At 67.9% G+C, this 22,355-nt stretch carries 22 protein-coding genes; 13 read left to right on the top strand and 9 right to left on the bottom strand.

Going from position 1 to position 22,355, the window contains the following annotated elements; all coding sequences use genetic code 11:
* Positions 1–46: 46 nt before the first annotated feature.
* Together ACZ6IE_RS11090 and ACZ6IE_RS11085 are read right to left on the bottom strand one after the other, a co-directional pair.
* Entirely contained in the window at positions 47–871 is an 825-nt protein-coding gene (locus ACZ6IE_RS11090; RefSeq protein WP_464608003.1) for an SDR family oxidoreductase, read from the bottom strand.
* A 78-nt stretch (positions 872–949) separates the two neighbouring features.
* The gene (locus ACZ6IE_RS11085; protein WP_464608002.1) at positions 950–1,396 is read right to left on the bottom strand and encodes a DoxX family protein; all 447 of its coding nucleotides are present in this window, start codon (positions 1,394–1,396) and stop codon (positions 950–952) included.
* A gap of 232 nt (positions 1,397–1,628) precedes the next feature.
* Between ACZ6IE_RS11085 and ACZ6IE_RS11080 the strand changes: the two genes are divergently transcribed.
* Complete coding sequence (locus tag ACZ6IE_RS11080) at positions 1,629–1,784, top strand: hypothetical protein (RefSeq protein WP_179100274.1); 156 nt, start codon at positions 1,629–1,631, stop codon at positions 1,782–1,784.
* A 147-nt stretch (positions 1,785–1,931) separates the two neighbouring features.
* On the opposite strand, the gene ACZ6IE_RS11075 is transcribed toward ACZ6IE_RS11080, so the two are convergent.
* Together ACZ6IE_RS11075 and ACZ6IE_RS11070 are read right to left on the bottom strand one after the other, a co-directional pair.
* Complete coding sequence (locus tag ACZ6IE_RS11075) at positions 1,932–2,336, bottom strand: sortase (RefSeq protein WP_464608001.1); 405 nt, start codon at positions 2,334–2,336, stop codon at positions 1,932–1,934.
* Positions 2,337–2,403: 67 nt separating this feature from the next.
* Positions 2,404–2,961 (bottom strand): MOSC domain-containing protein, encoded by a 558-nt coding sequence (locus tag ACZ6IE_RS11070; RefSeq protein ID WP_464608000.1) that lies wholly within the window; start codon positions 2,959–2,961, stop codon positions 2,404–2,406.
* Positions 2,962–3,015: 54 nt separating this feature from the next.
* Between ACZ6IE_RS11070 and ACZ6IE_RS11065 the strand changes: the two genes are divergently transcribed.
* The 6 genes from ACZ6IE_RS11065 to ACZ6IE_RS11040 all read left to right on the top strand — a co-directional run bounded on the left by ACZ6IE_RS11065 (position 3,016) and on the right by ACZ6IE_RS11040 (position 12,270).
* Positions 3,016–6,210, top strand: a complete 3,195-nt coding sequence (locus tag ACZ6IE_RS11065) for a DNA polymerase III subunit gamma and tau (RefSeq protein ID WP_464607999.1) — start codon at positions 3,016–3,018, stop codon at positions 6,208–6,210.
* A gap of 3 nt (positions 6,211–6,213) precedes the next feature.
* Entirely contained in the window at positions 6,214–6,810 is a 597-nt protein-coding gene (gene recR / locus ACZ6IE_RS11060) for a recombination mediator RecR (protein WP_464607998.1), read from the top strand.
* Positions 6,811–6,978: 168 nt separating this feature from the next.
* Positions 6,979–8,244 (top strand): aspartate kinase, encoded by a 1,266-nt coding sequence (locus ACZ6IE_RS11055; protein WP_464607997.1) that lies wholly within the window; start codon positions 6,979–6,981, stop codon positions 8,242–8,244.
* A gap of 106 nt (positions 8,245–8,350) precedes the next feature.
* Positions 8,351–9,406: an aspartate-semialdehyde dehydrogenase gene (locus ACZ6IE_RS11050; protein ID WP_464607996.1), complete on the top strand. Its 1,056-nt coding sequence runs from the start codon at positions 8,351–8,353 to the stop codon at positions 9,404–9,406.
* Positions 9,407–9,420: 14 nt separating this feature from the next.
* Positions 9,421–11,073 (top strand): sensor histidine kinase, encoded by a 1,653-nt coding sequence (locus tag ACZ6IE_RS11045; protein ID WP_464607995.1) that lies wholly within the window; start codon positions 9,421–9,423, stop codon positions 11,071–11,073.
* A 15-nt stretch (positions 11,074–11,088) separates the two neighbouring features.
* On the top strand, positions 11,089–12,270 hold the full coding sequence (locus ACZ6IE_RS11040) for a diguanylate cyclase (RefSeq protein WP_464607994.1): 1,182 nt from the start codon (positions 11,089–11,091) through the stop codon (positions 12,268–12,270).
* A 6-nt stretch (positions 12,271–12,276) separates the two neighbouring features.
* On the opposite strand, the gene ACZ6IE_RS11035 is transcribed toward ACZ6IE_RS11040, so the two are convergent.
* Positions 12,277–12,909, bottom strand: a complete 633-nt coding sequence (locus ACZ6IE_RS11035) for a hypothetical protein (protein ID WP_464607993.1) — start codon at positions 12,907–12,909, stop codon at positions 12,277–12,279.
* Between the two features lie 232 nt (positions 12,910–13,141).
* Here ACZ6IE_RS11035 and ACZ6IE_RS11030 point away from each other — a divergent pair, with 232 nt between their 5' ends.
* Positions 13,142–14,632: a glycosyltransferase family 2 protein gene (locus ACZ6IE_RS11030; RefSeq protein WP_464607992.1), complete on the top strand. Its 1,491-nt coding sequence runs from the start codon at positions 13,142–13,144 to the stop codon at positions 14,630–14,632.
* Entirely contained in the window at positions 14,629–15,012 is a 384-nt protein-coding gene (locus ACZ6IE_RS11025) for a hypothetical protein (RefSeq protein WP_464607991.1), read from the top strand. Before ACZ6IE_RS11030 ends, ACZ6IE_RS11025 begins: the two co-directional genes overlap by 4 nt.
* A 275-nt stretch (positions 15,013–15,287) precedes the next feature.
* Here the strand turns inward: ACZ6IE_RS11025 and ACZ6IE_RS11020 are convergent, their stop codons facing one another.
* The gene (locus ACZ6IE_RS11020) at positions 15,288–16,301 is read right to left on the bottom strand and encodes a response regulator transcription factor (protein WP_464607990.1); all 1,014 of its coding nucleotides are present in this window, start codon (positions 16,299–16,301) and stop codon (positions 15,288–15,290) included.
* 95 nt (positions 16,302–16,396) lie between these two features.
* On the bottom strand, positions 16,397–17,404 hold the full coding sequence (locus ACZ6IE_RS11015) for a glycoside hydrolase family 6 protein (RefSeq protein WP_464607989.1): 1,008 nt from the start codon (positions 17,402–17,404) through the stop codon (positions 16,397–16,399).
* Between the two features lie 133 nt (positions 17,405–17,537).
* Here ACZ6IE_RS11015 and ACZ6IE_RS11010 point away from each other — a divergent pair, with 133 nt between their 5' ends.
* Entirely contained in the window at positions 17,538–18,254 is a 717-nt protein-coding gene (locus tag ACZ6IE_RS11010; RefSeq protein WP_464607988.1) for an SGNH/GDSL hydrolase family protein, read from the top strand.
* A gap of 4 nt (positions 18,255–18,258) precedes the next feature.
* Positions 18,259–19,740, top strand: coding sequence for a malate:quinone oxidoreductase (locus tag ACZ6IE_RS11005; protein ID WP_464607987.1), 1,482 nt, complete (start codon positions 18,259–18,261; stop codon positions 19,738–19,740).
* A gap of 776 nt (positions 19,741–20,516) precedes the next feature.
* On the opposite strand, the gene ACZ6IE_RS11000 is transcribed toward ACZ6IE_RS11005, so the two are convergent.
* The gene (locus ACZ6IE_RS11000) at positions 20,517–20,882 is read right to left on the bottom strand and encodes a hypothetical protein (protein ID WP_464608654.1); all 366 of its coding nucleotides are present in this window, start codon (positions 20,880–20,882) and stop codon (positions 20,517–20,519) included.
* Here ACZ6IE_RS11000 and ACZ6IE_RS10995 point away from each other — a divergent pair.
* On the top strand, positions 20,806–20,967 hold the full coding sequence (locus tag ACZ6IE_RS10995) for an LPXTG cell wall anchor domain-containing protein (RefSeq protein ID WP_464608629.1): 162 nt from the start codon (positions 20,806–20,808) through the stop codon (positions 20,965–20,967). The two genes, ACZ6IE_RS11000 and ACZ6IE_RS10995, sit on opposite strands and share 77 nt — an antisense overlap.
* A 641-nt stretch (positions 20,968–21,608) precedes the next feature.
* Here the strand turns inward: ACZ6IE_RS10995 and ACZ6IE_RS10990 are convergent.
* Positions 21,609–22,097, bottom strand: coding sequence for a hypothetical protein (locus tag ACZ6IE_RS10990; protein WP_464607986.1), 489 nt, complete (start codon positions 22,095–22,097; stop codon positions 21,609–21,611).
* A 49-nt stretch (positions 22,098–22,146) separates the two neighbouring features.
* On the opposite strand from ACZ6IE_RS10990, the gene ACZ6IE_RS10985 reads away from it, so the two are divergent.
* Entirely contained in the window at positions 22,147–22,296 is a 150-nt protein-coding gene (locus ACZ6IE_RS10985; RefSeq protein ID WP_464607985.1) for an LPXTG cell wall anchor domain-containing protein, read from the top strand.
* Positions 22,297–22,355 lie beyond the last annotated feature (59 nt).

Here is a 22,355-nt window from a genome sequence, read left to right as displayed (position 1 = left end):
GAACATACGCTCCTGGCCCGCCTCTCGTCACGCGATAACCGTGGGGCTAGCCCTGGGCCAACACCGACACGTCGTTCCACTTCTCCCACGTGGCGATGCGGTTCTCGTAGTCGTGCTTGGCAATGCCGAGCGGCTGAGAACCGAAGAACACGCGCAGGGGCGGCTCGTCGGCATCCACGATCTTCAGGATGGCTGCGGCGCTCGCCGTGGGGTCGCCGGGGGTGCCGCCGCGCTGCTTGCGCCCCTCCTCCATCGCCCGGTGAGCGTCGGCGTAGGCGGGCAGCTCATCGGAACGCTTCGCCGACGGGCCCGACCAGTCGGTCGAGAAGCCGCCGGGCTCGATGAGCGTGACATGGATGCCGAACGACTCGACCTCCTGCGCCAGCGACTGGCTGAAGCCCTCGAGCGCCCACTTCGACGCGTGGTAGAGCCCGATGCCGGGGAAAGCGCTGATGCCGCCGATCGACGACACCTGGATGATGTGACCGCTCTTCTGCTCGCGCAGGTACGGCAGCGCGGCCTGCGTCACCCAGAGGGCGCCGAACACGTTGGTCTCGATCTGCGCGCGAGCCTCCTCTTCGGTGACCTCTTCGATGAAGCCGAAGTGGCCATAGCCGGCGTTGTTGACGACGACGTCGAGGCGGCCGAAGTACTCCGCGGCCTGCTTCACGGCGGCCAGGTCGGCCTCGCGGTCGGTGACGTCGAGTGTGAGGGGCAGGATGTTGTCGCCGTACTTCTCGACGAGATCGTCGAGCGTGTCGACGTTGCGGGCTGTGGCGGCGACTTTGTCGCCGCGTTCGAGTGCGGCCGTGGCCCACTCGCGGCCGAAGCCCTTGGATGTGCCGGTGATGAACCAGACTTTCTCGGTCATGCGATTCCTTTCGATGACGACGGGCCCCGTCGAGGGGTCACCTCTGATCGAACGTGGTGTGTGGTGTCGTCATTCCCCTCAGGCCGTGGCGGCGCGCGGAGCTCGCGAAGTCCGTCCGCGGCGGGAGGCGATGACGGCGTCGACGCTGAAGGCCCCGGCGCCGGTGAGGGCTGGCACGACGGATGCGACGGCGAGCAGGAGCGTGAACTCGATGCCGCCGTCCTGGGCGAAGAAGCCGGCCGGCAGATGTGCGGTGACGAGCGCGCCCACCGACACGATGGCGAGGGCGACACCAGCGACACGGGTGCCGAGACCCAGCATGAGCAGCAGGCCGCCGACGAGTTCGACGAGCGCCACGACAGGGGCGAGGATGGCGGGAGCGGGAAGCCCCATGCCCTCGAACATCTGCTGCGCACCGGGCAGCCCGATGACGAACAGTTTCTGGGCGCCGTGGGCGACGAAGATGCCGCCGACGGCGAGGCGCAGCAGCAGAAGGCCGGCAGAGGTCGAGGTGCGCTGGAACATGTGTCTCCTGACGTGGAACGAGTGACGGACGGGAGACCGGGCGGGGGACATCGGTGGCCGGCCTCCGCGAAAACAGCTTGGCGAAGCATCCCGACAGCGAGCCGCTTGTCCCCTGAAAGAGGGGTGGATGTCGGTGTGTCGAACTCTCGGCTGCGGTATGGGCTGGAGGCGTCAACGGGGTTTCGTCGGCGAGCACGGCGGCGTAGCGTTGCAGTCAACCGAAGGAGACAGCATGAGCGACATCAACGGCTTCGCAGCCGCCGACTTCCCCGACGACGCACGCACCCCGGTCGGCGACGACCTGCCGGGCCAGGAGACCGACGCCGAGGCGATCTTCCGCGAGCGCCTCGAAGAACAGGACGACGAGGCTGCCGGCAAGAAGCCGTAGCCTCGCGCATCCTCGCGCCGCAGCATCCGAAGCCCTCTCCGCCCTGGGGAGGGCTTCGCTGCGCTTCCGCGGGTTCCTTCGGTATGGACCGGGGGTCAGATTGAGATCGCTATAGCGGTTAGGCGCGCTGGAAGCTGCGTTCGTCGATCAGCCGAACTCGATGAACTGGATGGCGATGCCCACGATGGCGGCGACGATGCCGATGCCGAGCAGCAGCCACCCGATCAGCCGAAAGGTGCGGCCGTCGATCTCGGGTTCGCGCGTGCGGCAGATCCACGGGGCGCGGTGGTTGAACCACAGGGGGATGTCATCGCCCACCTGCGCGCGCAACGCCTCGGCCGTCGAGGCGGGGGCTTCATGCACGTCGTGGTCGTCATCGAGCCAGCGCACGATGTTGCCCTTGGGACCCGTGGCGATGACGCCGTCCACCTGGATCCACCGTTTGCGCACGCTGCCGAGGATGAGCCCGATGCCGAGCAACACGATGCCGAGACCCAACCCGAACCACGTGAAGACCTCACTGATCAGACCGACAGCGGTGTGACCATCCATGTCGTGCCTTTCGCGTCGATCGGTTCTTCGTCGATGCTAGCGGAGGCGCGTGACGGCTTCCTGCGCGTTAGACGACGCCGAGCGGGCGGTGCGGTTCGGCGGGCAACTCGATCTCGATGGGGTCGCCCGCGCGCACCATGCCGCCCGTGACGACGATGCTCATGACGCCGGCTTTGCGGATGACATTGCCCTCGGCATCCTTGCCCAGCACGGCTTTCATGAGCCCGCGTTCTTTGCCGTTGATCTGGGTGCACGGGTTGCGCAGCCCCGTGATCTCGATGAGTGCGTCGGAGCCGAGCCGCAGCCGCGTGCCCTCTGGCAACCCCAGCAGGTCGATGCCCTCGGTGGTCACGTTCTCGCCCAGCTCGCCGGGTGCCACTTCGAAGCCGCGCTCGCCGAGTTCGTCGAACAGCTCGCTGTGCATGAGGTGCACTTGCCGCAGGTTGGGCGATTCGGGGTCTCTCTTCAGGCGGTGCACGTGTTGCACGGTCTCGCCGAAGTGGGCATCGCCCTCGACCCCGCGGCCCGCGACCAGGCGGATGTCGGGGGCGGTCGGTTTGCTGAAATTGTGGGCGTCGTCGCGGCTCACGGCGACGACGCGGGCGGCGGTTCCCTGTGCGCTCATGCCTCGAGTCTGCCACCCCGGCGAATGTCGGTGGTGGCGGCTAGCATTGGTTTCGTGGTCACCGCCTTATATCGCCGTTATCGGCCAGAGAATTTCGCCGAAATGATCGGTCAGTCGCAGGTGACCGATCCACTCATGACGGCGTTGCGCACCAACCGTGTCAATCACGCCTACCTCTTCAGCGGCCCGCGCGGCTGTGGCAAGACGACGTCGGCCCGCATCCTCGCGCGCTGCCTCAACTGTGCCGAGGGGCCCACCGACACCCCCTGCGGCGTGTGCCCCAGCTGTGTCGAGCTGGGTCGCGACGGCGGCGGTTCGCTCGACGTCGTCGAGATCGACGCGGCGAGCCACAACGGTGTCGACGACGCGCGCGATCTGCGCGAGCGTGCCGTGTTCGCCCCCGCGCGCGACCGCTACAAGATCTTCATCCTCGACGAGGCCCACATGGTCACGCCGCAGGGTTTCAACGCGCTGCTCAAGATCGTCGAAGAGCCGCCAGAGCACATCAAGTTCATCTTCGCCACGACCGAGCCAGACAAGGTCATCGGCACGATCCGCTCGCGCACCCATCACTACCCGTTCCGGCTCATTCCGTCGGCGCAGATGCTCGAATACGTGCAGCACATGTGCGATCTCGAGGGCGTCACGGTCGAGCCCGGTGTTCTTCCGCTCGTGGTGCGTGCCGGTGGCGGTTCGGCGCGCGACACGCTGTCGCTGCTCGACCAGCTGATGGCCGGGTCCGATGGCACGAGCGTCGACTACGAGCGCGCCGTCGCGCTGCTGGGCTACACGCACGCCACGCTGCTCGACGACGCCGTCGAGGCGCTCGGCGCTCGAGACGCGGCGGCGGCCTTCAACGCGGTCGACCGGGTCATCCAGACGGGCCAAGACCCCCGCCGCTTCGTCGACGACCTCCTCGAGCGCCTGCGCGACCTGATCGTCGTGGGCGCGACCGGCGCTGCCGGGGCTCAGGCGGTGTTGCGCGGCATCCCGCAAGACGAGCTCGATCGCATGGCTGTGCAGGCCGACAGCTTCGGGCAGGCCGAGCTGAGCCGCACGGCAGATATCGTCAACGCGGCCCTCAGTGAGATGACGGGCGCCACGTCGCCCAAGTTGCACCTCGAGCTGATGACGGCGCGCATTCTGGTGCCGTCGATGGATGACAGCTCGCGCGGCGCCCTGGCGCGTGTCGAGCGGCTCGAGCGGCGCGTGGGCGTCGACGGCTCGGGCGGAAACAACGCCGAGCCGGCACCGCGCGGCGAGGCTGCCCGCCCAGGCGGCGGAGCGGCTGCCGCACCGGCACGCGACGCTGGCCCGGCGCGCACCCAGGCCCCGACGCACACCCAGGCCCCGTCGCAAACGCAGGCCTCGACTCCGCCACGTGCGCCGGCTTCTTCGCGCGCTCACGATGTTTCGGGCGAACAAGCTCCCGTGCGCTCCCAGGTTCCAGGTGCTGATGCGGCGACCGCCGCTCCGGCTCCGGCTGCGGATGTCGTCGCAGCTCCGTCGAGCGACGCGGCCGCAACGACAGCGGCAACCGGTGAAGCGCTGGCGAAGGCGGCGGCAGCGTCCTGGGGCATCGACGTCGCAGAGACCACAACCGAGCCCGCCACTGCTCGTTCGACCTCGGCGCAGCCCTCGGCTGAGTCCGCTCAGGCCGAGTCCGCGCCGGCCGAGTCCAGTCAGGCCGAACCGACCCCGGCGCAGTCCACGCCCGCCGAGTTGGCTCGCGATGCAGCCGACGAGACTTCGCCGAACCCGCAAAATGCGTCTTCTGTGTCTATCAACGAGCCGTCTATCAACGAGCCGTCTGCCGACGAGCCGTCTGCCGACGAGCCGTCTGCCACTGTGCCCCTCGCCGACCAGCCCCTCGTCGATGCCGCGGACACCGCGTCGCCGGGTGCCGACCAGGTCGATGCCCCGATCGCCGCCGACACGCATCCGGCCGCGGCCTCCGCACCGGGCGCTGCAGAGAAGGCCCCCGACCTCGCGGCCGCTCCTGCCGTTCCCGCTGCCGACCTGGCATCCCCGGCGTCCGGCACCGCCGCGGCACCCGTGTCGCTGCAGCAGCTCAAAGACGCCTGGCCCGAGATCCTCGAACGCGTCGCCGACACGAGCCGCCCGGCGTGGCTCGTCGCCGCGACGGCAACCGTGCGAGCGCTGCAGGGAGACATCCTCACGCTCACCTTCCCGAGCCACAACGACGTCGAAGGCTTCAAACGGGCCGACGCCGGCGAGGGCCCGAGCGAATGGCTGCGCCGCGCGATCGTCGATGTCCTCGGCATCCGGGTGAAATACATCGCCCGCGTCGACCCCGGTCCCGGATCGGGTGGCACGCGCGGTCCCGCCGCCGGGCCGCGGGACGGAGAACCCGGCGCCCCCGCGAACGCGCCTCGTGCGAACCCGGCACCCGCCGCCGGTCGGCCGGCCGACGACACCAGCGCGGACGCCTCCGGCGGTGCGGACCAGACCGCGTCTTCCTCCTCCCCGGCCTCAGCACGCGACGCGTCCGCGGGGCGTTCCGCGAACCGCGCCGCCGCCGCTCCGAACGCACCCGCCGCGACTGTCGACGGCTCTGGCTGGCACGTCGTCGCCATCCCGCAGTCCGACGTCTCGTCCGACGACGACAACAGTGCCGCGGCGTCGGCCGCGGATTCCGGCCGGGCCTCCGGGGCGACCGGTGGCGACGCGGGAATCGCCGCTGCCTCCGAACGTGTCGCCGCCGAGACCACGGGCGCACCAGAGCCGGGCGCGGCATCTGCAACACCTGCGGCTGCCGCCGCCCCCGCGAAACTTGCCGCTGTCGGCACCCCCGCGACATCCGACGCCGAGGCGCCGCCCATCGACGACGAGCCGCCCTACGACGACATGCCTCCGCCCGAAGACGACGAGGCGCCGTTCCCCGACCCCGGGTTCGGTTCGACCACGCCCGCCGAGGCCTCGCCCTGGGCCACGCCGTCTTCCGGCCCCACCATCATCCCGCCGGTCGGCCCGCCGCCCGTCGCGCCGCGCGCCCGCCCCGCCGCGGCCCCCGCAGCCGCCGCCCCCGACGTGCCGGCACCCGCCGTCGCTCGCGCCAAGAAGCGCGCCGCCGAGCCGAAAGTCGACCCGGGCCCCACCGCCGGGCACCAAAGCCACCCCGCCGCCTCCACCCGCTACGGCGAGGCGGTCGTGCGCGAACTCCTCGGGGCCACGTTCCTCGAAGAGCAGCCGCACGTACCCGCCACACGATTCAATCGAGGCCAATAAGCAATGTACGAAGGAATCGTTCAAGAACTCATCGACGAATTCGGGCGCCTGCCCGGCATCGGCCCGAAGTCGGCGCAACGCATCGCGTTCCACATCGTGCAGACCGAAACGTTCGACGTGGCCCACCTCGCCGAACTCCTCACGATCGTGCGCGACAAAGTGCACTTCTGCGTCATCTGCGGAAACGTCGCCGAACAAGAAACCTGCTCCATCTGCCGCGACCCGCGCCGCGACCTCAGCCTCATCTGCGTCGTCGAAGAAGCCAAAGACGTCGTCGCCATCGAGCGCACCCGCGAATTCCGTGGCCGCTACCACGTGCTCGGCGGGGCCATCAGCCCCATCGACGGCATCGGTCCCGACGACCTCCGCATCCGCCAGCTCATGCAGCGCCTCGCCGACGACACCGTCACCGAGGTCATCATCGCCACCGACCCCAACCTCGAAGGCGAAGCAACAGCCACCTATCTCTCCCGCCTGATGAGCCCCCTCGGCATGCGCATCACGCGCCTCGCCTCGGGCCTGCCCGTCGGCGGCGACCTCGAATACGCCGACGAAGTCACCCTCGGCCGCGCCTTCGAAGGTCGCACCGTCGTCAAATAAGCGGCGTGCACGCTCGAACAGAGGGAACCCTCGCACCGGCCGCCGGCAACGAACCGGCGGCGAACGCGGCCGTCTCGTGAGGGTCGCCGACACATTGACGAAGCGGCATGTCGCCGCCCCTACAATGGTGGTTCGGGCCCCGGCCCCACGCCCCCACAGGAGAACCACGTGAGCCTCATCGTGCAGAAGTTCGGCGGATCATCCGTCGCCGACGCCGAAAGCATCAAACGCGTCGCCAAGCGGATCGTCGAAACACGCCGCGCCGGGAACGACGTCGTCGTCGCCGTTTCGGCCATGGGAGACACCACCGACGAACTGCTCGACCTCGCCCACCAGGTGACGCCGATGCCCGAACCCCGCGAACTCGACATGCTGCTCTCGAGCGGCGAACGCATCAGCATGGCCCTGCTCGCCATGGCCATCAAAAGCATGGGCTACGACGCGCGCTCCTTCACCGGCAGCCAGGCCGGCATGATCACCGACGCCCAACACGGCGCCGCCCGCATCGTCGACGTCACACCCGTGCGCCTGCGCGAAGCCCTCGACGAAGGCTCCATCGTCATCGTCGCCGGCTTCCAGGGCTTCAACCGCGACACGCGCGACATCACCACCCTCGGCCGCGGCGGCTCCGACACCACCGCCGTCGCCCTCGCCGCCGCCCTCGGGGCCGACGTCTGCGAGATCTACACCGACGTCGACGGCATCTTCACCATGGACCCGCGCGTCGTGCCGCGCGCCCGCAAGATCGAGACCATCACGAGCGAAGAGATGCTCGAACTCGCAGCGGCCGGCGCCAAAGTGCTCTACATCCGCGCCGTGGAGTACGCTCGACGCCACGGTGTCACCCTGCACGTGCGGTCGTCGTTCAACAACAACGAGGGAACCCTCGTCATCAACCCGAAAGAAGGCGAACAGGTGGAACAGCCCATCGTCACCGGCATCGCGACCGACCTGTCCGAGGCCAAGATCACCGTCGTCGGCGTGCCCGACGTGCCCGGCAAAGCCGCCCAGATCTTCAAGATCGTCGCCAAGACCAACGCCAACGTCGACATGATCGTGCAAAACGTGTCCGCCGCCGCGACCGGCCTCACCGACATCTCGTTCACGCTGCCCAAATCCGAGGCGCAGTCCGTGCTCAAAGCCCTGCAGGCCGAACAGTCCGAGGTGGGCTTCACCGGCCTGCAGCACGACGACCAGATCGGCAAGCTCGCCCTCGTCGGCGCCGGCATGCGCACCAACACGGGCGTCTCGGCCAAACTCTTCGAAGCGCTGCACCTCGCCTCCATCAACATCGAGATGATCTCGACCTCCGAGATCCGCATCAGCGTCGTCACGCGCGCCGACAGCGTCAACGACGCCGCGCGCGTGCTGCACGCCGCCTTCGACCTCGACGCCGACGAAGAAGCCATCGTCTACGCGGGCACCGGCCGCTAAACAGCCCGGCCCGCAGCTCGGCGCGCAGCACAAGCCCGCACCGCCCGCACCACCGCACGCGCACCATCCGGAGCACCCCACTCCCCGAACAAGCGAGGTCCCCGCCATGGCAACAGGAGTACACGTCGGCATCATCGGCGCCACCGGACAGGTCGGACGCGTCATGCGCGAACTGCTCGAGGAGCGCAACTTCCCGCTCGCCAGCATCCGCTTCTTCGCCACCTCGCGCTCGGCGGGCAGCACCATCCGCTTCGCGGGCGAAGACATCGTCGTCGAAGACGTCGCCACGGCCGACCCGTCGGGCCTCGACATCGCCCTGTTCTCGGCCGGAGCCACCGGTTCGCGCGCCCACGCCCCCCGCTTCGCCGAGGCCGGCGCCACCGTCATCGACAACTCGAGCGCCTGGCGCATGGACCCCGAGGTTCCCCTCGTCGTCAGCGAGGTCAACCCGCACGCCATCGACCAGGCGGTCAAGGGCATCATCGCCAACCCCAACTGCACCACCATGGCCGCCATGCCCGTGCTGAAGGTGCTCGACGCCGAGGCCGGCCTGCAGCGCCTTATCGTCTCCACCTACCAGGCGGTGTCCGGTTCCGGACTGGCGGGCGCCGAAGAACTGGCCACCCAGATCCGTGTGGCCACGGCATCCCCCAACCTGCTGGGCCTCGTGCACGACGGCCGTGCGGTCGAGCTGCCCGAACCCGTCAAATACGTGCGCCCCATCGCCTTCGACGTCATCCCGTTCGCCGGCAACCTGGTCGACGACGGCGACAACGAGACCGACGAAGAGAAGAAGCTGCGCAACGAGAGCCGCAAGATCCTCGAGCTCCCCGAGCTGCTCGTCTCGGGCACGTGCGTGCGCGTCCCCGTCTTCACGGGGCATTCGCTGTCGATCAACGTCGAGTTCGAGCGCGAGCTCACGCCCGAGCGCGCCACCGAACTGCTGTCGGATGCTCCGGGCGTGCAGCTCAGCGATGTGCCCACGCCGCTCGAGGCCGCCGGTCAAGACCCGTCGTTCGTCGGCCGCATCCGAGCCGACCAGAGTGCCCCGAAGGGCCGCGGTCTGGCGCTGTTCATCAGCAACGACAACCTGCGCAAGGGTGCCGCCCTGAACGCCGTCCAGATCGCCGAACTCATCGCCGCACGCGTCGCCGCCGTCTGAGCTAGTCTCATGCAATGACCACTTCCGCCGAGCCCGTCGAGGAGTTGGCCGGGCAACGCGAAAGGCTCGAGAGAAACGTCTTCCTGACGCAGTTGCTGCTGTCGGTGGCGGTCCTGATCCTCGTCTGCGTCGTCATCGTCCTCAACCCGCAGACGGCGTCGTCGCCTCTCTTCCTCATCGGCGCGGGCATCGTCTTCGTGTCCACCGTGCTCTCGGCGGTCATCCCCTGGGGCGTGGTGCCCCGAGCATCCGTCATCATTTTGCCGCTGCTCGACTTGATCGCCCTCGCCTTCCTGCGCGAGGGCGAACCCGCGCTCGGGGCCTCGCTCTTCATGGTCTTCCCGATCATCTGGATGTCGACCTACTTCGGCTTCCTTGCCGCAGCGCTCGGGCCCTTGGTCGCCTCCATCTATCTCTGGATGTCGGCCGCCCTCAGTCCAGGAACCCTCGAGGTCGACGACCTCCCACGCCTGCTGGTTCTCCCCATCACCTTCTTCTTCGTGTCGACGACGGCCTACCTCACGGCCAAACGCTCGCGCGCCCAACGCACCCTCCTGCGCCAACAGGCGCTCCTGCTCGAGGATGCCCTCTCCCGCGCCCGCCGCGATAAGCGCACGCTCGACGAGGTGCTCAACGCCGTCAACTTCGGTGTCGTGGGCTTCGACGACGTGGGCCGCGTCACCATCTCGAACGAGCCCTACCGCCGCCTGCTCGACCAGTACGGCGCCCTCGAGGGAACCTCGTTCATCTCCAACCTCTACGACGAAGACCGCACGACCCCGCTCACGGTCGACCAGCGCCCGTCGACCAGGGCCATGCGCGGCGAGACGTTCGACAACGTCACCGTCTGGATGGCATCCGCCGACAGCCCCTCGACCGCGCACTCGTTCTCGGGCCGGCAGCTCGTCACCGAGAAGGGCGAACGCGACGGATCGGTCATCGTCTCGCGCGACGTGACGACCGAGCTGAAGGCCATCAAGGCCCGTGACGACCTGGTCGCCTCGGTATCGCACGAACTGCGAACGCCGCTCACCTCCATCCTGGGCTATCTCGAATTGGTGCTCGACTCCGAGAGCGTCGACGAAGACTCGCGCGCCATGATCGAGGTCGCACTCAACAACGCCGACCGCATGCTCGCTCTCGTGGCCGACCTGCTCACCACGGCGGCCGACTCCGAACACCTCTACCTGCTCACGTTCAGTCGCACCGACCTGAACCAGGTCGTCGAGCAGTCGCTCGAGGGCCTGCGCCCCGCCGCATCCGAGCGGGGCATCACCCTCGAAACGGTTGCCGACCCGGGCATCGTGCTGCAGGCCGACGGCTTCCGCCTGCGCCAGGTGATCGACAACCTGGTCTCGAACGCCATCAAATACAACACCGAGAACGGCATCGTCATGGTGAGCATCTCGGAAACCGACGACACCGTCACGTTGCGCGTCGCGGACACCGGCATCGGCATGTCGGCCGAGGAGCAGAAGGGTCTGTTCGAGAAGTTCTATCGCGCCGACTCGGTGCGCCAGTCGAGCGTGCACGGCACGGGCCTCGGGCTCAACATCACCCGCAACATCATCGAACAACACAACGGCCAGGTCCAGGTCGAAAGCATCCCGGGGGAGGGCACGACCATCATCGTCACGTTGCCCCGCCAGGCTGTCCTGGGCGCCTGAGCGCGAAAGGCCCTCATGAATCTCGACCTCAACACGCTGCTGATCGTCAACGGTCTCGTCGTCGTGCTGTGCGGTGTCTCCTTCGTGCTCAACACGGCCCTGCGCCGCAACGACCCCGTCGGCCGCCTGTGGTCGATCGCTTTCGTCATGGGCATGCTCACAGCGCTCAGCTACGCCGTCTGGGGCACGGTTCCGGATGCCTGGTGGGCCGTGGCCATCGGCAATGCGGCGTTCGTCACCTCGCTCGGGGCCATGTGGTCGGGTGCACGTATCTTCAACGGCCGCCGCTCCTGGTTCTTCATCGTGGGGATCGCCGCCATCCTCGTCGCCGCCAACGTTGTCGTCTACGGTCCGAGCGGTGGCGACTGGGCCGGAGGCGAGGCGCAGCTCGGGGGAGTGGCCCTCTTCGCGGCCCTCGCGGGCATCGAGACGCTGCGCGGTCGCCTGAACGACAAGATCAATGCCCGCATCCTCTCGGCCGTGCTCTGGACGGTAGCCGTCTTCTTCGGGGCGCGCCTGCTCGTCTTCGTCACGCTCGGCCCGCTGAGCGACGTCTTCCAGACCTACTTCAACACCCTCATCTCGACCTTCATCGCCACGCTGCTCACGCTGTCGGCCGCGCTCTCGATGTCCGTTCTGCGCACCGAATGGTCGGCACAGCGCCCGGGCGACGCCTCGGGCCGCGGTCGCGGAACGGCGGCCGAGGCGCAGTTCTCGATGGGGGTCTTGAGCGACGGGGCCTTCGCCCGCCTGGCCGAGGACCGGGTCGAACGCGCGCGCCTGCAGAAGCAGCCCATCGCCATGATCGGCGCCGAGGTCGACAACCTCACCGACCTCAACAACGCGTTCAGCCGTTCGCTCGGCGACCAGGCCATCGCGCGCTTCGCGGCGGCGCTGCGCGAACAGGCGCCGCTCTCGGCCATCATCGGCCACAACGGCGGCGGGCGTTTCACGATCCTCGCCATCATCAACCACGAGCGCGAGGTGCAGCCCCTCATCGAGCGCGTGCAGACGGCGCTCGTCGACCAGCCGCTCGACCGCGTGACGGGCATCCGCATCTCGGCCAGCTTCGGCGTCGCGACGACGACGCGCGGCCCCGCCGACTACGCGACGCTCAGCGAACAGGTGCAGACCGCTCTGCGCGCGGCCCGGGCGGCCGGCGGCAACCGGTCGCAGTCGTTCGCGGCCCTGCGCTAACCCGACCTACGGCGCGATGGCGATGGTCAGCGTGTCGGTCGCCGTCTGCTTGGCATAGGCGGTCGACGTGGGCGTGGTCTGCAGCAGCAGCTCATAGGTGAACGACAGCGTGACCTCGGTGGCCGCGGCATCCACGGCCGGCAGCACGAACGTCTGGCTGTAGCTGTAGGGCGACTTCACGAGATAGCCCGGCGCCACGGATGCCTGATCGCTCAGCGCACCCGGCGCGGGAAGCGAGACGCCACCCTTGCCCTGCACGGACGTCGTGACGCTCACGCGCGAGAGGAAGATGTCTTGCCCGTCGTCGTCCGACGCCAGCGCGCCCGTGAGCGAGAAGCTGATGGGCTTGTTGGCCCCGGCTGTCCACTCGTTCATCATGAGCGTCGAGAAGTAGTCGACCGTGATGTTGATGTTGCCGGCCGTGAGGTTGCGCTTGGTGCTGCCCGCCGCGAGGTCGTTCTGGATCGTCTCGATCGTCGGAACGGGTGTGGGCGTGGGGATGGCGACGGCGGTCGGTGTGGCCGAGGGCGATGCCGAGGGGGTGCGCCCCGTCATCCACGGCGGCGTGCCGCACGCGGTCAGCGACGCCACCACGACGGCGGCGAGTGCGGTGCTGACGAGTCGTCGGCGCAACGGCATGGGGTCCCCCCGGGAGGTATGAGCTGGTCTCGGGTTTCGGGCCCCGACCGGAGCTGAGCAAATCTTGAGCAAGTCTTGACGCGATCCTAGCTGATCCCAGCGCAAACCCTGTGGTGGGCCGTGGAGACTCTAATCAGCACCCCGAAGTGCCACGGAAACACCAGCACGAACCCCAGACTTCAGCTCGACCCGCTCAGCATCTATCCGAACCCTCAAACGAATGGAGTAGGCAATGTCCAACCCGACACCCGAGAAGGCATTGCCAGAGCCCATCATGGCAACGAACGAGAACCCCTACGTCTCTTCCCGCGTCGAAATCGACCCCGACCTCGAGGCCTACGCCGCCGACTTCATGGAGTCGGTCGAAGCGCTGCCCACCTACAAGCCGACCATCGGATGCATCATCCCGGCCTACAACGAGGCCGAGTCGATCGCGTCGGTGCTGGATTCGCTGCTGAACCAGACGCGCATCCCCGACGTCATCCACGTGATCGTCAACAACACGACCGACGACACCGTCGAGATCGCCAGCCACTACGCCGGTCCGCACACCCGCGGCCAGGGCGAGGGCATGCAGTCCACCGAGATCTACGTTCACGACATCGGCGAGAACAAGGACAAGAAGGTCGGCGCCCTGAACTACGGCTTCTCGCTCGTCGAGGGCTGCGACTACCTGCTCGGTGTCGACGGCGACACCACGGCCGAACCCATCGCGGTCGAACAGCTCGAAGCCGAGATCGCCTCGGACAGCCGCATCGGTGGCATCTCGGCGATCTACTCGATCGACGACAGCGACATGAAGGGCGTCATCCCCTCGTTCCTCATCGCCGGCCAGCGCGCCCAGTTCGCCGCCTTCAACATGCAGAACATGCTGAAGGGCCGCAACATGGCCGTGCTCGGCGGCCAGTTCTCCATCTTCGCCGTCAAGACGCTGCGCGAGGTCATGGTCGACAACCACCAGGCCACCCCGTGGGTCAAGGACTCAGAGGTCGAGGACTCGCTCCTCTCGCTGCAGATCAAGAGCGCCGGCTACCTCACCAAGATCAGCGCCCAGTCCCGCGCCAACGTCGGCGGCATGACCACTCTGCGCGGCCTCGACGCCCAGCAGGTGAAATGGAACTTCGGCGCCATCGAACTCATGTGGCCCGGCCAGCGCGGCGACACCAAGGGCCAGCCGTTCCACCCCAACCTGCGCCTGCGCTGGTTCGAGCACTTCTCCATGCTGATCAACATGTTCAGCCGCCTGCTCTTCGTCACGCTGCTCGTCGCATCGCTCTCGATCAGCGCCTTCGTCTTCAGCCCGATCTGGCTCATTCCGCCGATCACGGCCATGGCGCTCAACCTGCGCGTGGCCCTGTCGATGAAGAACCGGAACGCCAAGGACATCCTGTTCGCGGTGTTGTTCTTCCCGGCCGAGATCTACATGATCGTGCGCCTAGGACACTTCGTCCGCGCCTGGACCAAGTTCGCCAGCCGCAAGCAGGTCGACAACTGGGCCGCCCAGGCCAAAGCCGAGCGCGGTGCCGGACAGGCCTACCTCGTCCCCCTCGTCGTCGCCGTCGCGATCTTCGCGGTACTGGTCTTCACCTGGTTCCAGCTCTCGGTGGTCGTTCAGTCCACCGTGCTGTGGATCGGCTGGCCTATCCTGGGCGTCATCACCGTGCTGCAGACCCTCAGCATGTTCACCAAATTGATCCGTCGTCAGCGAGGCTACAAGGTTTGATCCAGACCAGATACATCGAACACCACCGCTACTCGCGGCTCCTCGACCACCTGTCGGGGGATGCCGCGAGTCAGCGGCGCTTCGTCCTCGACTTCGTGAGTCTGTGGACACCGCGCACCGAACGCCTGCAACAGGCCCTCGCCACCAACAACCTGCAAGATGCGGATGTCGTGCTCCTCTCCATCCGCTCCTCTTCCACCATGATCGGCGCGATGATGCTCGAGGCAGCTGCCGGACTCATCCACTCGGCCGTGAAACGCCGCGACGTGGCCGGGGCCGAGAAGCATGTGGCCCGCCTGCACGAACTCGGCGGCCTGACCTGCGCCGAGCTGCTCTGGATCCTCGAGCATCCCGAGCCCGCCGGCACGAGCGCCTCCTAAGCGCACCGCACCACCGCATCACCGCATCACCGCATCACCGCACCACCTGCAACACCTGCAACACCGCACTACACCCGCCCCGGATGGCCTCAGCCACCGCCGCGGAACCGCCTCTCTGTTCTCCCCGCTCCTCCCGTTCGCCCCCCGCGACTCCGCCAGATTCGCCGCCGCTCCCGCCGAGCAGTATTCGTCGTACCCGCCGCCGCATCCCGTGCCATCCGGGCACGAAAAAGCCCCGCCGTGAGCGGGGCTTCATCGTGTGCGTCGTCGGGCGATCAGGCCTCGACCGCCGCCAAGCGGTAACCGACACCGCGCACGGTCTCGATCCAGCGAGGCGACGTGATGCTGTCGCCGAGCTTGCGCCGCAGGTTTCCCATGTGCACCTCGACGACGCGTTTGTCGGCCTCGTTGATGTAATAGGCCGTGACGTAGCTCTCGCCGCGCAGCAGCAGCGCCAGGTCGGCCTTCGAGCGCACGCGCCGGTTCGATTCCATGAGCGCGTGGATGAGGTCGAACTCGCTGCGGGTGAGGTCCACTTCTTTTCCGTCGTGCTCGACGATGCGCATCTCGGGGTGCAGGCGCAGCCCGTTGTGGGTCAGCCATCCCTCGGTCTGCTGGTGGGCGGCGGATGCGGGGGCGGTGGCTCCGTCGTTGGCACCGGGTGTCGTGGGCGCGCCGTCCGTGGGTGTTGCGGCGGCCGCGGGGTCTGCCGGCGTGAACGCGGCAGGCGCCGACACGGCCGGCTCGGCGGGGGAGTAGCTGACGGGCGCCGGGGCGGCGGGTGTGTGCGTGGTCTGCTCGGGCGGGGCACTCACGGGCGTGATGACGCCCGGCGCGGCGGGAGCGTTCGACTCGGAGCCGAAGGGCTGCACGGCCACGGCGTCGGCGCTTCCGAGAGGGGAACCGGCCGCGCGCGGACGGCGCAGCATGGCTTCGATGCGGGCGCGCAGTTCGCGCGGACGGAAGGGCTTGGTGAGGTAGTCGTCGGCCCCGGCCTCGAGCCCCTGCAGCGTGTCGATCTCTTCGTTCATGGCGGTCAGCATGACGATGTAGGTCGACGAGAAGGCGCGGATGCGGCGGGCGGCCTCGAAACCGTCGATGCCGGGAAGGCTCACGTCGAGCGTGGTGACGATGGGGTCGTAGGCGCGGACGGCCTGAACACCATCCAGCCCGTTGCCGGTCGATACGGTCTCGAACCCGGCCTGCGTGAGCACGGTCTCGAGCAGGTGCCGGATGTCCGGGTCGTCTTCGATTATGACGGCGACGCGCCGTTCCCCCTGAGTCATCATCAGGCCGATGCTACCAATGGAGAAGTGCTAAAACGCATAATTCCTCGGTTCAAGAGATAAACGGTGTCATTTTGTCCCCCGCGTGGGTGACGTGGCTACCAGCCGGCGTTGCGCGTGAGCTCGAGCGCCGACGTCGGCCACCACGCTCCCGCGACCGGTCCGCCGTTGCACTGCCCGTCGCTTTCGCCCGGCGCCTTGATCCAGAGGTTGGCGTCGTGGTGGCTGCCGTCGGTGACGATGCCCGGGGTGACTCCGAGGGCGCGGCCGCTCGGGTTGCACCAGTCCCCGTTCGATCCGTTGCCGTTGCGCGACGTGTCGATCACGTAGTGACTGTTGCCCGTGAGCTGTGAGAGCTTCTCGGCATAATCGTGTTCGAGGTCATCCGCGTTGTAGTTCGAGACGTTGCTGGCGAAACCGCGTGCCTCGCCGATGCCCGCGTCGTTCAGCAGTCGCGCCATGTCCTCGGCGCTACGCCAGGTGGAGTGCCCGCCGTCGAGGTAGATGGTGGCCTCGGCCTCGTGCAGGATGTCGACGGCCGACCGCACTTCGCCCACGCGCTGAGCTTCGTTGTTGCACTGCTGGGCGAGGGCGAGGGCATCCGGTTCGACGATGTAGATGGGGGATCGCTCGGATTCGGCCGAGCTCTCCTGGCCCGCTGTCGCGATCTCGCCGACCCAGGCGTAATAATCCTCGGTGCTCGACAGACCACCGGAGGACTCGTTGCCGCAGTCGCGATTGGGCACACCGTAGACCACGAAGACGGGTAGGCGGCCCGTGCGGAACGCGTCGTCGGTGACCTGGCGCACATAGGTGCCGACCTCGCCGCGCGGGTACTCCTCTGGGGTCAACCAGATGGCGGCCGGGGTGGCGGCCAGGCGTTGGTACAGGGCTGCGTTCGCCGTTTGGCCGGCGCGCGTCGCGTCCTGGGCGGCGTTGGCCGCGAGTGAGTCGGGGTCTGCATACAGACTCACGTCGGTGAACGGGTTGCGATCGGGCGGCGGCGCGAGGAACACGATGGCGAACACACTCCCAATGGCGAGCAGCGGCGCGAAGATGATCGCCAGCGTCGCCGTGAGGCGTCGGCGTTTCGGGGCAGCGCCCACGGTGTCCTCGCGATTCTTTCGGGGCCTGAAGTGTGCATAACTCTATCCCCCGAAACGAGGCGGACCCGGCGAGATCTTGTCCCCAGTTTGTGCCGTGCGCAATCCGGCATGTCGCCCGCGCCGAACAAGAGATATGACGAAGCCTCATTCCGCGCGCAACCGCCTCCGCCGCTGGGGTGCCCTGCTCGGGGCCGCTGTGGCCGTGCCGCTCGCGCTCGCCGGATGCACACCGGGTGGCGGGGATGCCGCGGGCCCGACATCCACCGTGCCCGCCCCCGACCTGCCGGCCGACGCCCCGGTCGTCGCGTTCTATGGCGACTCGTACACGCTCGGCACGGGCGCGACGGATGCGGCCAACCGCTGGTCGACCGTCATCAGCCGCGAGAACGGCTGGCGCGAGGTGAACCCGAGCGTGAACGGCCTCGGCTTCGTCAACAACCGCACGCCCGACGTCGATCTCGTCGAGCAGGTCATCGACGCCGACCCCGACATCGTGTTCGTGACCATGGGTTTGAACGACAATTTCTCGTACGACAGCCGGGCGGATGACATCCATGCGGCCATCGACCGCGACATCGACGCCCTGCATGGCGCGCTGCCCGACACCCGCCTCATCGTGGTCGAACCGTTCTGGTACACCGACGACCGCCCCGAGTCGCTCGACGTGATCAGCGGCTGGGTGAAGGATGCCGCGAAAGAGGCCGATGCCGACTACATTCCGGGCGCCTCGCACTGGATCGAGGGGCACCCCGAATGGATGGCGGGCGACGGCCTGCACCCCAACGACGAAGGCTACGCCGAGATGGCCGATCGCATGCGTGAAGAGCTCACGAAACTCGGCATAAGCTAGGGGAATGACCGATAATAAGCCGGTTGACGTCGTCCTCATCGGCGGCGGCATCATGAGTGCCACCCTCGCCGTTCTGCTGAAGCAATTGCAGCCCGATTGGACCATCGAGGTCTTCGAGCGACTGGGCGACGTCGCCCTCGAATCATCCAACCCGTGGAACAACGCGGGAACGGGCCACGCGGCCCTGTGCGAGCTGAACTACATGCCCCAGGGTGCTGACGGAGAAGTCGACCCCGCCAAGGCGATCAGCATCAACGAGCAGTTCCAGCTCAGCCGCCAGTTCTGGGCGCACCTCGTGCGCGAAGGCCAGCTGGGCGACCCGTCGACGTTCATCAACACGGCCCCGCACATGACCTTCGTGCGTGGCGAACGCGACGTCGAATACCTGAAGAAGCGTTACGAGTCACTCAAAGACCAGCCCCTCTTCGGTGACATCGAATACTCCGAAGACAGCCGCGTCATCAATAAATGGGCGCCGCTGCTCATGAAGAAGCGTCGCGCGGGCGAGCCTTTCGCCGCCACGCGCGTGCACACGGGCACCGACGTCGACTTCGGCGCGCTCACGCACAAGCTCTTCGACGCGGCCGTGGCCGACGGTGGCGTGGGTCTCAACCTCAACTTCGAGGTGCGCGGGCTCAAGAAGCACAAAGACGGCACGTGGGGCATCCGTTTCCGCGACCGCGTGGGGCGCACCCCCGGCACCGTCAACGCGCGTTTCGTCTTCGTGGGCGCGGGCGGTTGGGCTCTCAAGCTGCTGCAGAAATCGGGCATCCCCGAGGTCAAGGGCTACGGCGTCTTCCCCATCTCGGGCCAGTTCCTGCGCACCGACAACCCCCAGGTCGTCGCCGAGCACACCGCCAAGGTCTACAGCCAGGCCGCTGTCGGCGCGCCGCCCATGTCGGTGCCGCACCTCGACACGCGCGTGGTCGACGGCCAGGCCAGCCTGCTGTTCGGTCCCTACGCGGGATTCAGCCCCAAGTTCTTGAAGAACGGGTCGATCACCGACCTCGTCACGCAGGTGCGCCCGCACAACCTGGTGCCCATGCTGGCGGTCGCGAAAGACAACCCGTCCCTGCTGAAGTACCTCATCGGTGAGCTGCTGGCCTCCCGTGCCAAGAAGTTCGACGCGCTGCGCGAGTTCATGCCCACGGCACGCGAAGAAGATTGGTATCTGATCACGGCCGGCCAGCGCGCCCAGGTCATGAAGAAGGATGCGAAGAAGGGTGGCGTGCTGCAGTTCGGCACCGAGGTCATCGCGGCGGCCGACGGCTCGATCGCGGGTCTGCTGGGTGCCTCGCCCGGCGCCTCGACGGCCGTTCCCATCATGTTGGATGTCCTGAAACGCTGCTTCCCCCACGAGCTCGAGTCCTGGCAGCCCCGCATCCGCGAAATGATCCCCACCTACGGCGAGACGCTGAACGGCGACCCCGAGAAGGCGCGTGCGGTCATGGCCGACACCGCGCAGGCACTCAAGATCGCGGACTGACCACGTCCGTCCGCCTGTCGGCGGGCCCGCGGCTGCGAACGGCACCTCTTTCGGGAGGTGCCGTTCTGTGTTGCACGACCTCTAGAACTGCTACATTGAAATATCAGTGTACGAATCGAGAGGGACGAGATGGCGATGACAACCACCAAGCGGCGAACCACGGCGCGAGTAGGGGCGGTGGTCGCGCTCCTGGGCGCGCTCATCTGCGGACCGGCCGTTGGAGCGGCTTTCGCCGCGGAACCGTCGAGCGCGACCGTCGTCTCGACATCCGAAGCGCGGTTCACGCTTCCGGGTGGCGTCGAAGCGACGCTGAAGACAGCCGGTTCTCCCGAACGCGAGTTCCGTGCGGGAGCATTCAACAGCGGCGCATCTACCGCCGGCATGTATGACCCCCAGATTTCGCCGGACGCGCTGCCCGGGGTGCGGATCTTGGTGCCGACCAAGTGCCCCTCCGGCCAGTTCTGCCGTGAGGGCTCCCTCGTGGTGACGTTCAGTGCGCCCGTGACGAAGGTCGCGCTTCACATCTCCGAGTTCGGCGGGTCCGGCGGGTCCGACGGTTATCGCCTGGCCAGTTCGGTGCCGGCCGGGGCGGCCCTGTCGACGTCGGCCGGATCGACGTTCACGAGCGGCGGAGACGGCTATTGGCGGGGACAAAGCAACGGATGCTCGTCCGACAGTGGCGGTTGCGGATCTCTCATCGTGACGAGCGCCCTGCCGGTGACACAACTGACGTTCGATGCTCGAGTCATCGGCACGCGCCCCCTGGCCGATAGCGCTCAGGATGGGTATGGCATCTCGCTGACGGCCGAGGTTGCTCCTACGCCGACTCCGACGCCGACGCCGACGCCGACTCCGACGCCGACTCCTACTCCTACGCCCACTCCTACTCCTACGCCCACTCCTACGCCGACTCCGACGCCTACGCCTACGCCTACGCCTACGCCCACGCCCACGCCTACGCCGACGCCGACTCCTACGCCGACTCCCACACCGACGCCGACACCGACGCCAACTCCCACACCGACGCCGACGCCGACGCCGACGGCAACCGCGACGCCGACGCCCGTGCCTGCGGCCGCGGCGCCGAGCGCCACGCCGCCGAAGCCGGCAGCGTCGCTCCCATCGACCGGTCCTGAGGGCACCGCCGTCCTAGCCGCAGGAGCGATTCTCCTCGCCCTGGCGGGCGCCGCGATTGCCGGGACACGCCGAATCCGTCGTCGGGCCTAACGACTCCTCAGATGGAGAAGCCGCGGCGGGTGCCCAGATCGACCGGGCTCTTGCCGCGGCTTCCGCGCACGAACAGTGCCGACCGCCGCATCGGCGTCTCCGCCACCTCACCCAGAATTGAGAGAAAGACCCATGTCACCTCGCACAAAGTCTCATCGCACCTCGACCCTCGTAGGCGCAGCCGCTGTGCTCGTCATGGCGGCGGTCATCGGGCCTGCCGTCTCCGCGGCCGTTGGCGCAGAACCGAACTCGATCAAGATGGTCTCGGATTCCGAGGCTCGGTTCTCCCTCTCGGACGGCGTCGAGGCGACGATGAAAATCGACGGCGCGGGGAGTCGCAAATTCACCGCGGCCAAATTCCAATACGGAAGCTCGCAAAGCGCCATGTTCGACCCCCAGATCCCGCCGACGACAGTGCCCGGCATTCAACTCAGGACCATTTCGTCGTGTGGGGGAGACCGAGTATGCGACGAGGGCACCCTGACCGTCAGTTTCACGAGGCCGGTGCGCGGGGCATCCCTGCACATTGCAGAATTCTCGGGGAACATGGGGTCGGATGCGATCCGCCTGAACTCTTCGGTGCCGGCCGGTGCGACCGTGGCCCCCTCGGGTGGCGCGACATTCACGGACGATGGCGACGGCTACTGGCGTGGCAACAACGGGGACTGTGCTCCCGGGGCGGGCGGCTGTGGATCGTTGGTCGTGAGCCACGCCGAACCTGTCACGGAACTCGTGTTCGGCCTGAGGGCGCGGGATAAGAGCACCCTGCTCAACCCGTCGACGGACCAGTTCGGGGTTTCCCTGTCGGTGAACACCGCTGCTGAGCCGACGCCGACGCCGACGCCGACTCCGACTCCGACTCCGACTCCGACTCCGACTGCGACTCCGACTGCGACTCCGACTGCGACGCCGACTCCGACGCCGACTGCGACGCCCACTGCGACGCCCACGCCAACTGCGACTCCGACCCCCACTGCGACTTCGACGCCGACGCCGACTCCGACTGCGACGCCGACGCCGACTCCGACTGCGACGCCGACTCCGACTGCGACGCCGACGCCGACTCCGCCTCCGACTGCGACGCCCACTCCGACTGCGACGCCGACAGCTGCTCCTACGAAGACTCCCACGCCGACTACTGCTCCGATTCCGCCGACATCCACTCCGACCCCGGCGGCCGTGATCGTCCCCGAGAAGCCGAGGCCGACCCCGGCAACCCTTCCGTCGACCGGCGCGGGTGACGCATCGCTGGTTGCGGGTGGCGCCGTGATACTGGCGCTCGCCGGTGTAGCGATCGCCGCGACGCGACGGGTCCGACGCAGTCGGTAGGGCGACGCACGACGGTCAGCCCGCCCGCAGGCGCGGGGCGATGAGATGACCGAGGAGGC

Source organism: Okibacterium sp. AC114, from assembly GCF_979253355.1.
Note: the sequence above shows the minus strand (reverse complement) of the source record. Positions and strands in the feature narration are given on the sequence as shown.

Bases quoted from the DNA above. Each gene is read 5' to 3' on its own strand.
- ACZ6IE_RS11090 (WP_464608003.1), bottom strand. From the start codon at position 871: ATGACCGAGAAAGTCTGGTTCATCACCGGCACATCCAAGGGCTTCGGC.
- ACZ6IE_RS11085 (WP_464608002.1), bottom strand. From the start codon at position 1,396: ATGTTCCAGCGCACCTCGACCTCTGCCGGCCTTCTGCTGCTGCGCCTC.
- ACZ6IE_RS11080 (WP_179100274.1), top strand. From the start codon at position 1,629: ATGAGCGACATCAACGGCTTCGCAGCCGCCGACTTCCCCGACGACGCA.
- ACZ6IE_RS11075 (WP_464608001.1), bottom strand. From the start codon at position 2,336: ATGGATGGTCACACCGCTGTCGGTCTGATCAGTGAGGTCTTCACGTGG.
- ACZ6IE_RS11070 (WP_464608000.1), bottom strand. From the start codon at position 2,961: ATGAGCGCACAGGGAACCGCCGCCCGCGTCGTCGCCGTGAGCCGCGAC.
- recR (WP_464607998.1), top strand. From the start codon at position 6,214: ATGTACGAAGGAATCGTTCAAGAACTCATCGACGAATTCGGGCGCCTG.
- ACZ6IE_RS11050 (WP_464607996.1), top strand. From the start codon at position 8,351: ATGGCAACAGGAGTACACGTCGGCATCATCGGCGCCACCGGACAGGTC.
- ACZ6IE_RS11045 (WP_464607995.1), top strand. From the start codon at position 9,421: ATGACCACTTCCGCCGAGCCCGTCGAGGAGTTGGCCGGGCAACGCGAA.
- ACZ6IE_RS11040 (WP_464607994.1), top strand. From the start codon at position 11,089: ATGAATCTCGACCTCAACACGCTGCTGATCGTCAACGGTCTCGTCGTC.
- ACZ6IE_RS11035 (WP_464607993.1), bottom strand. From the start codon at position 12,909: ATGCCGTTGCGCCGACGACTCGTCAGCACCGCACTCGCCGCCGTCGTG.
- ACZ6IE_RS11030 (WP_464607992.1), top strand. From the start codon at position 13,142: ATGTCCAACCCGACACCCGAGAAGGCATTGCCAGAGCCCATCATGGCA.
- ACZ6IE_RS11020 (WP_464607990.1), bottom strand. From the start codon at position 16,301: ATGATGACTCAGGGGGAACGGCGCGTCGCCGTCATAATCGAAGACGAC.
- ACZ6IE_RS11010 (WP_464607988.1), top strand. From the start codon at position 17,538: ATGACGAAGCCTCATTCCGCGCGCAACCGCCTCCGCCGCTGGGGTGCC.
- ACZ6IE_RS11005 (WP_464607987.1), top strand. From the start codon at position 18,259: ATGACCGATAATAAGCCGGTTGACGTCGTCCTCATCGGCGGCGGCATC.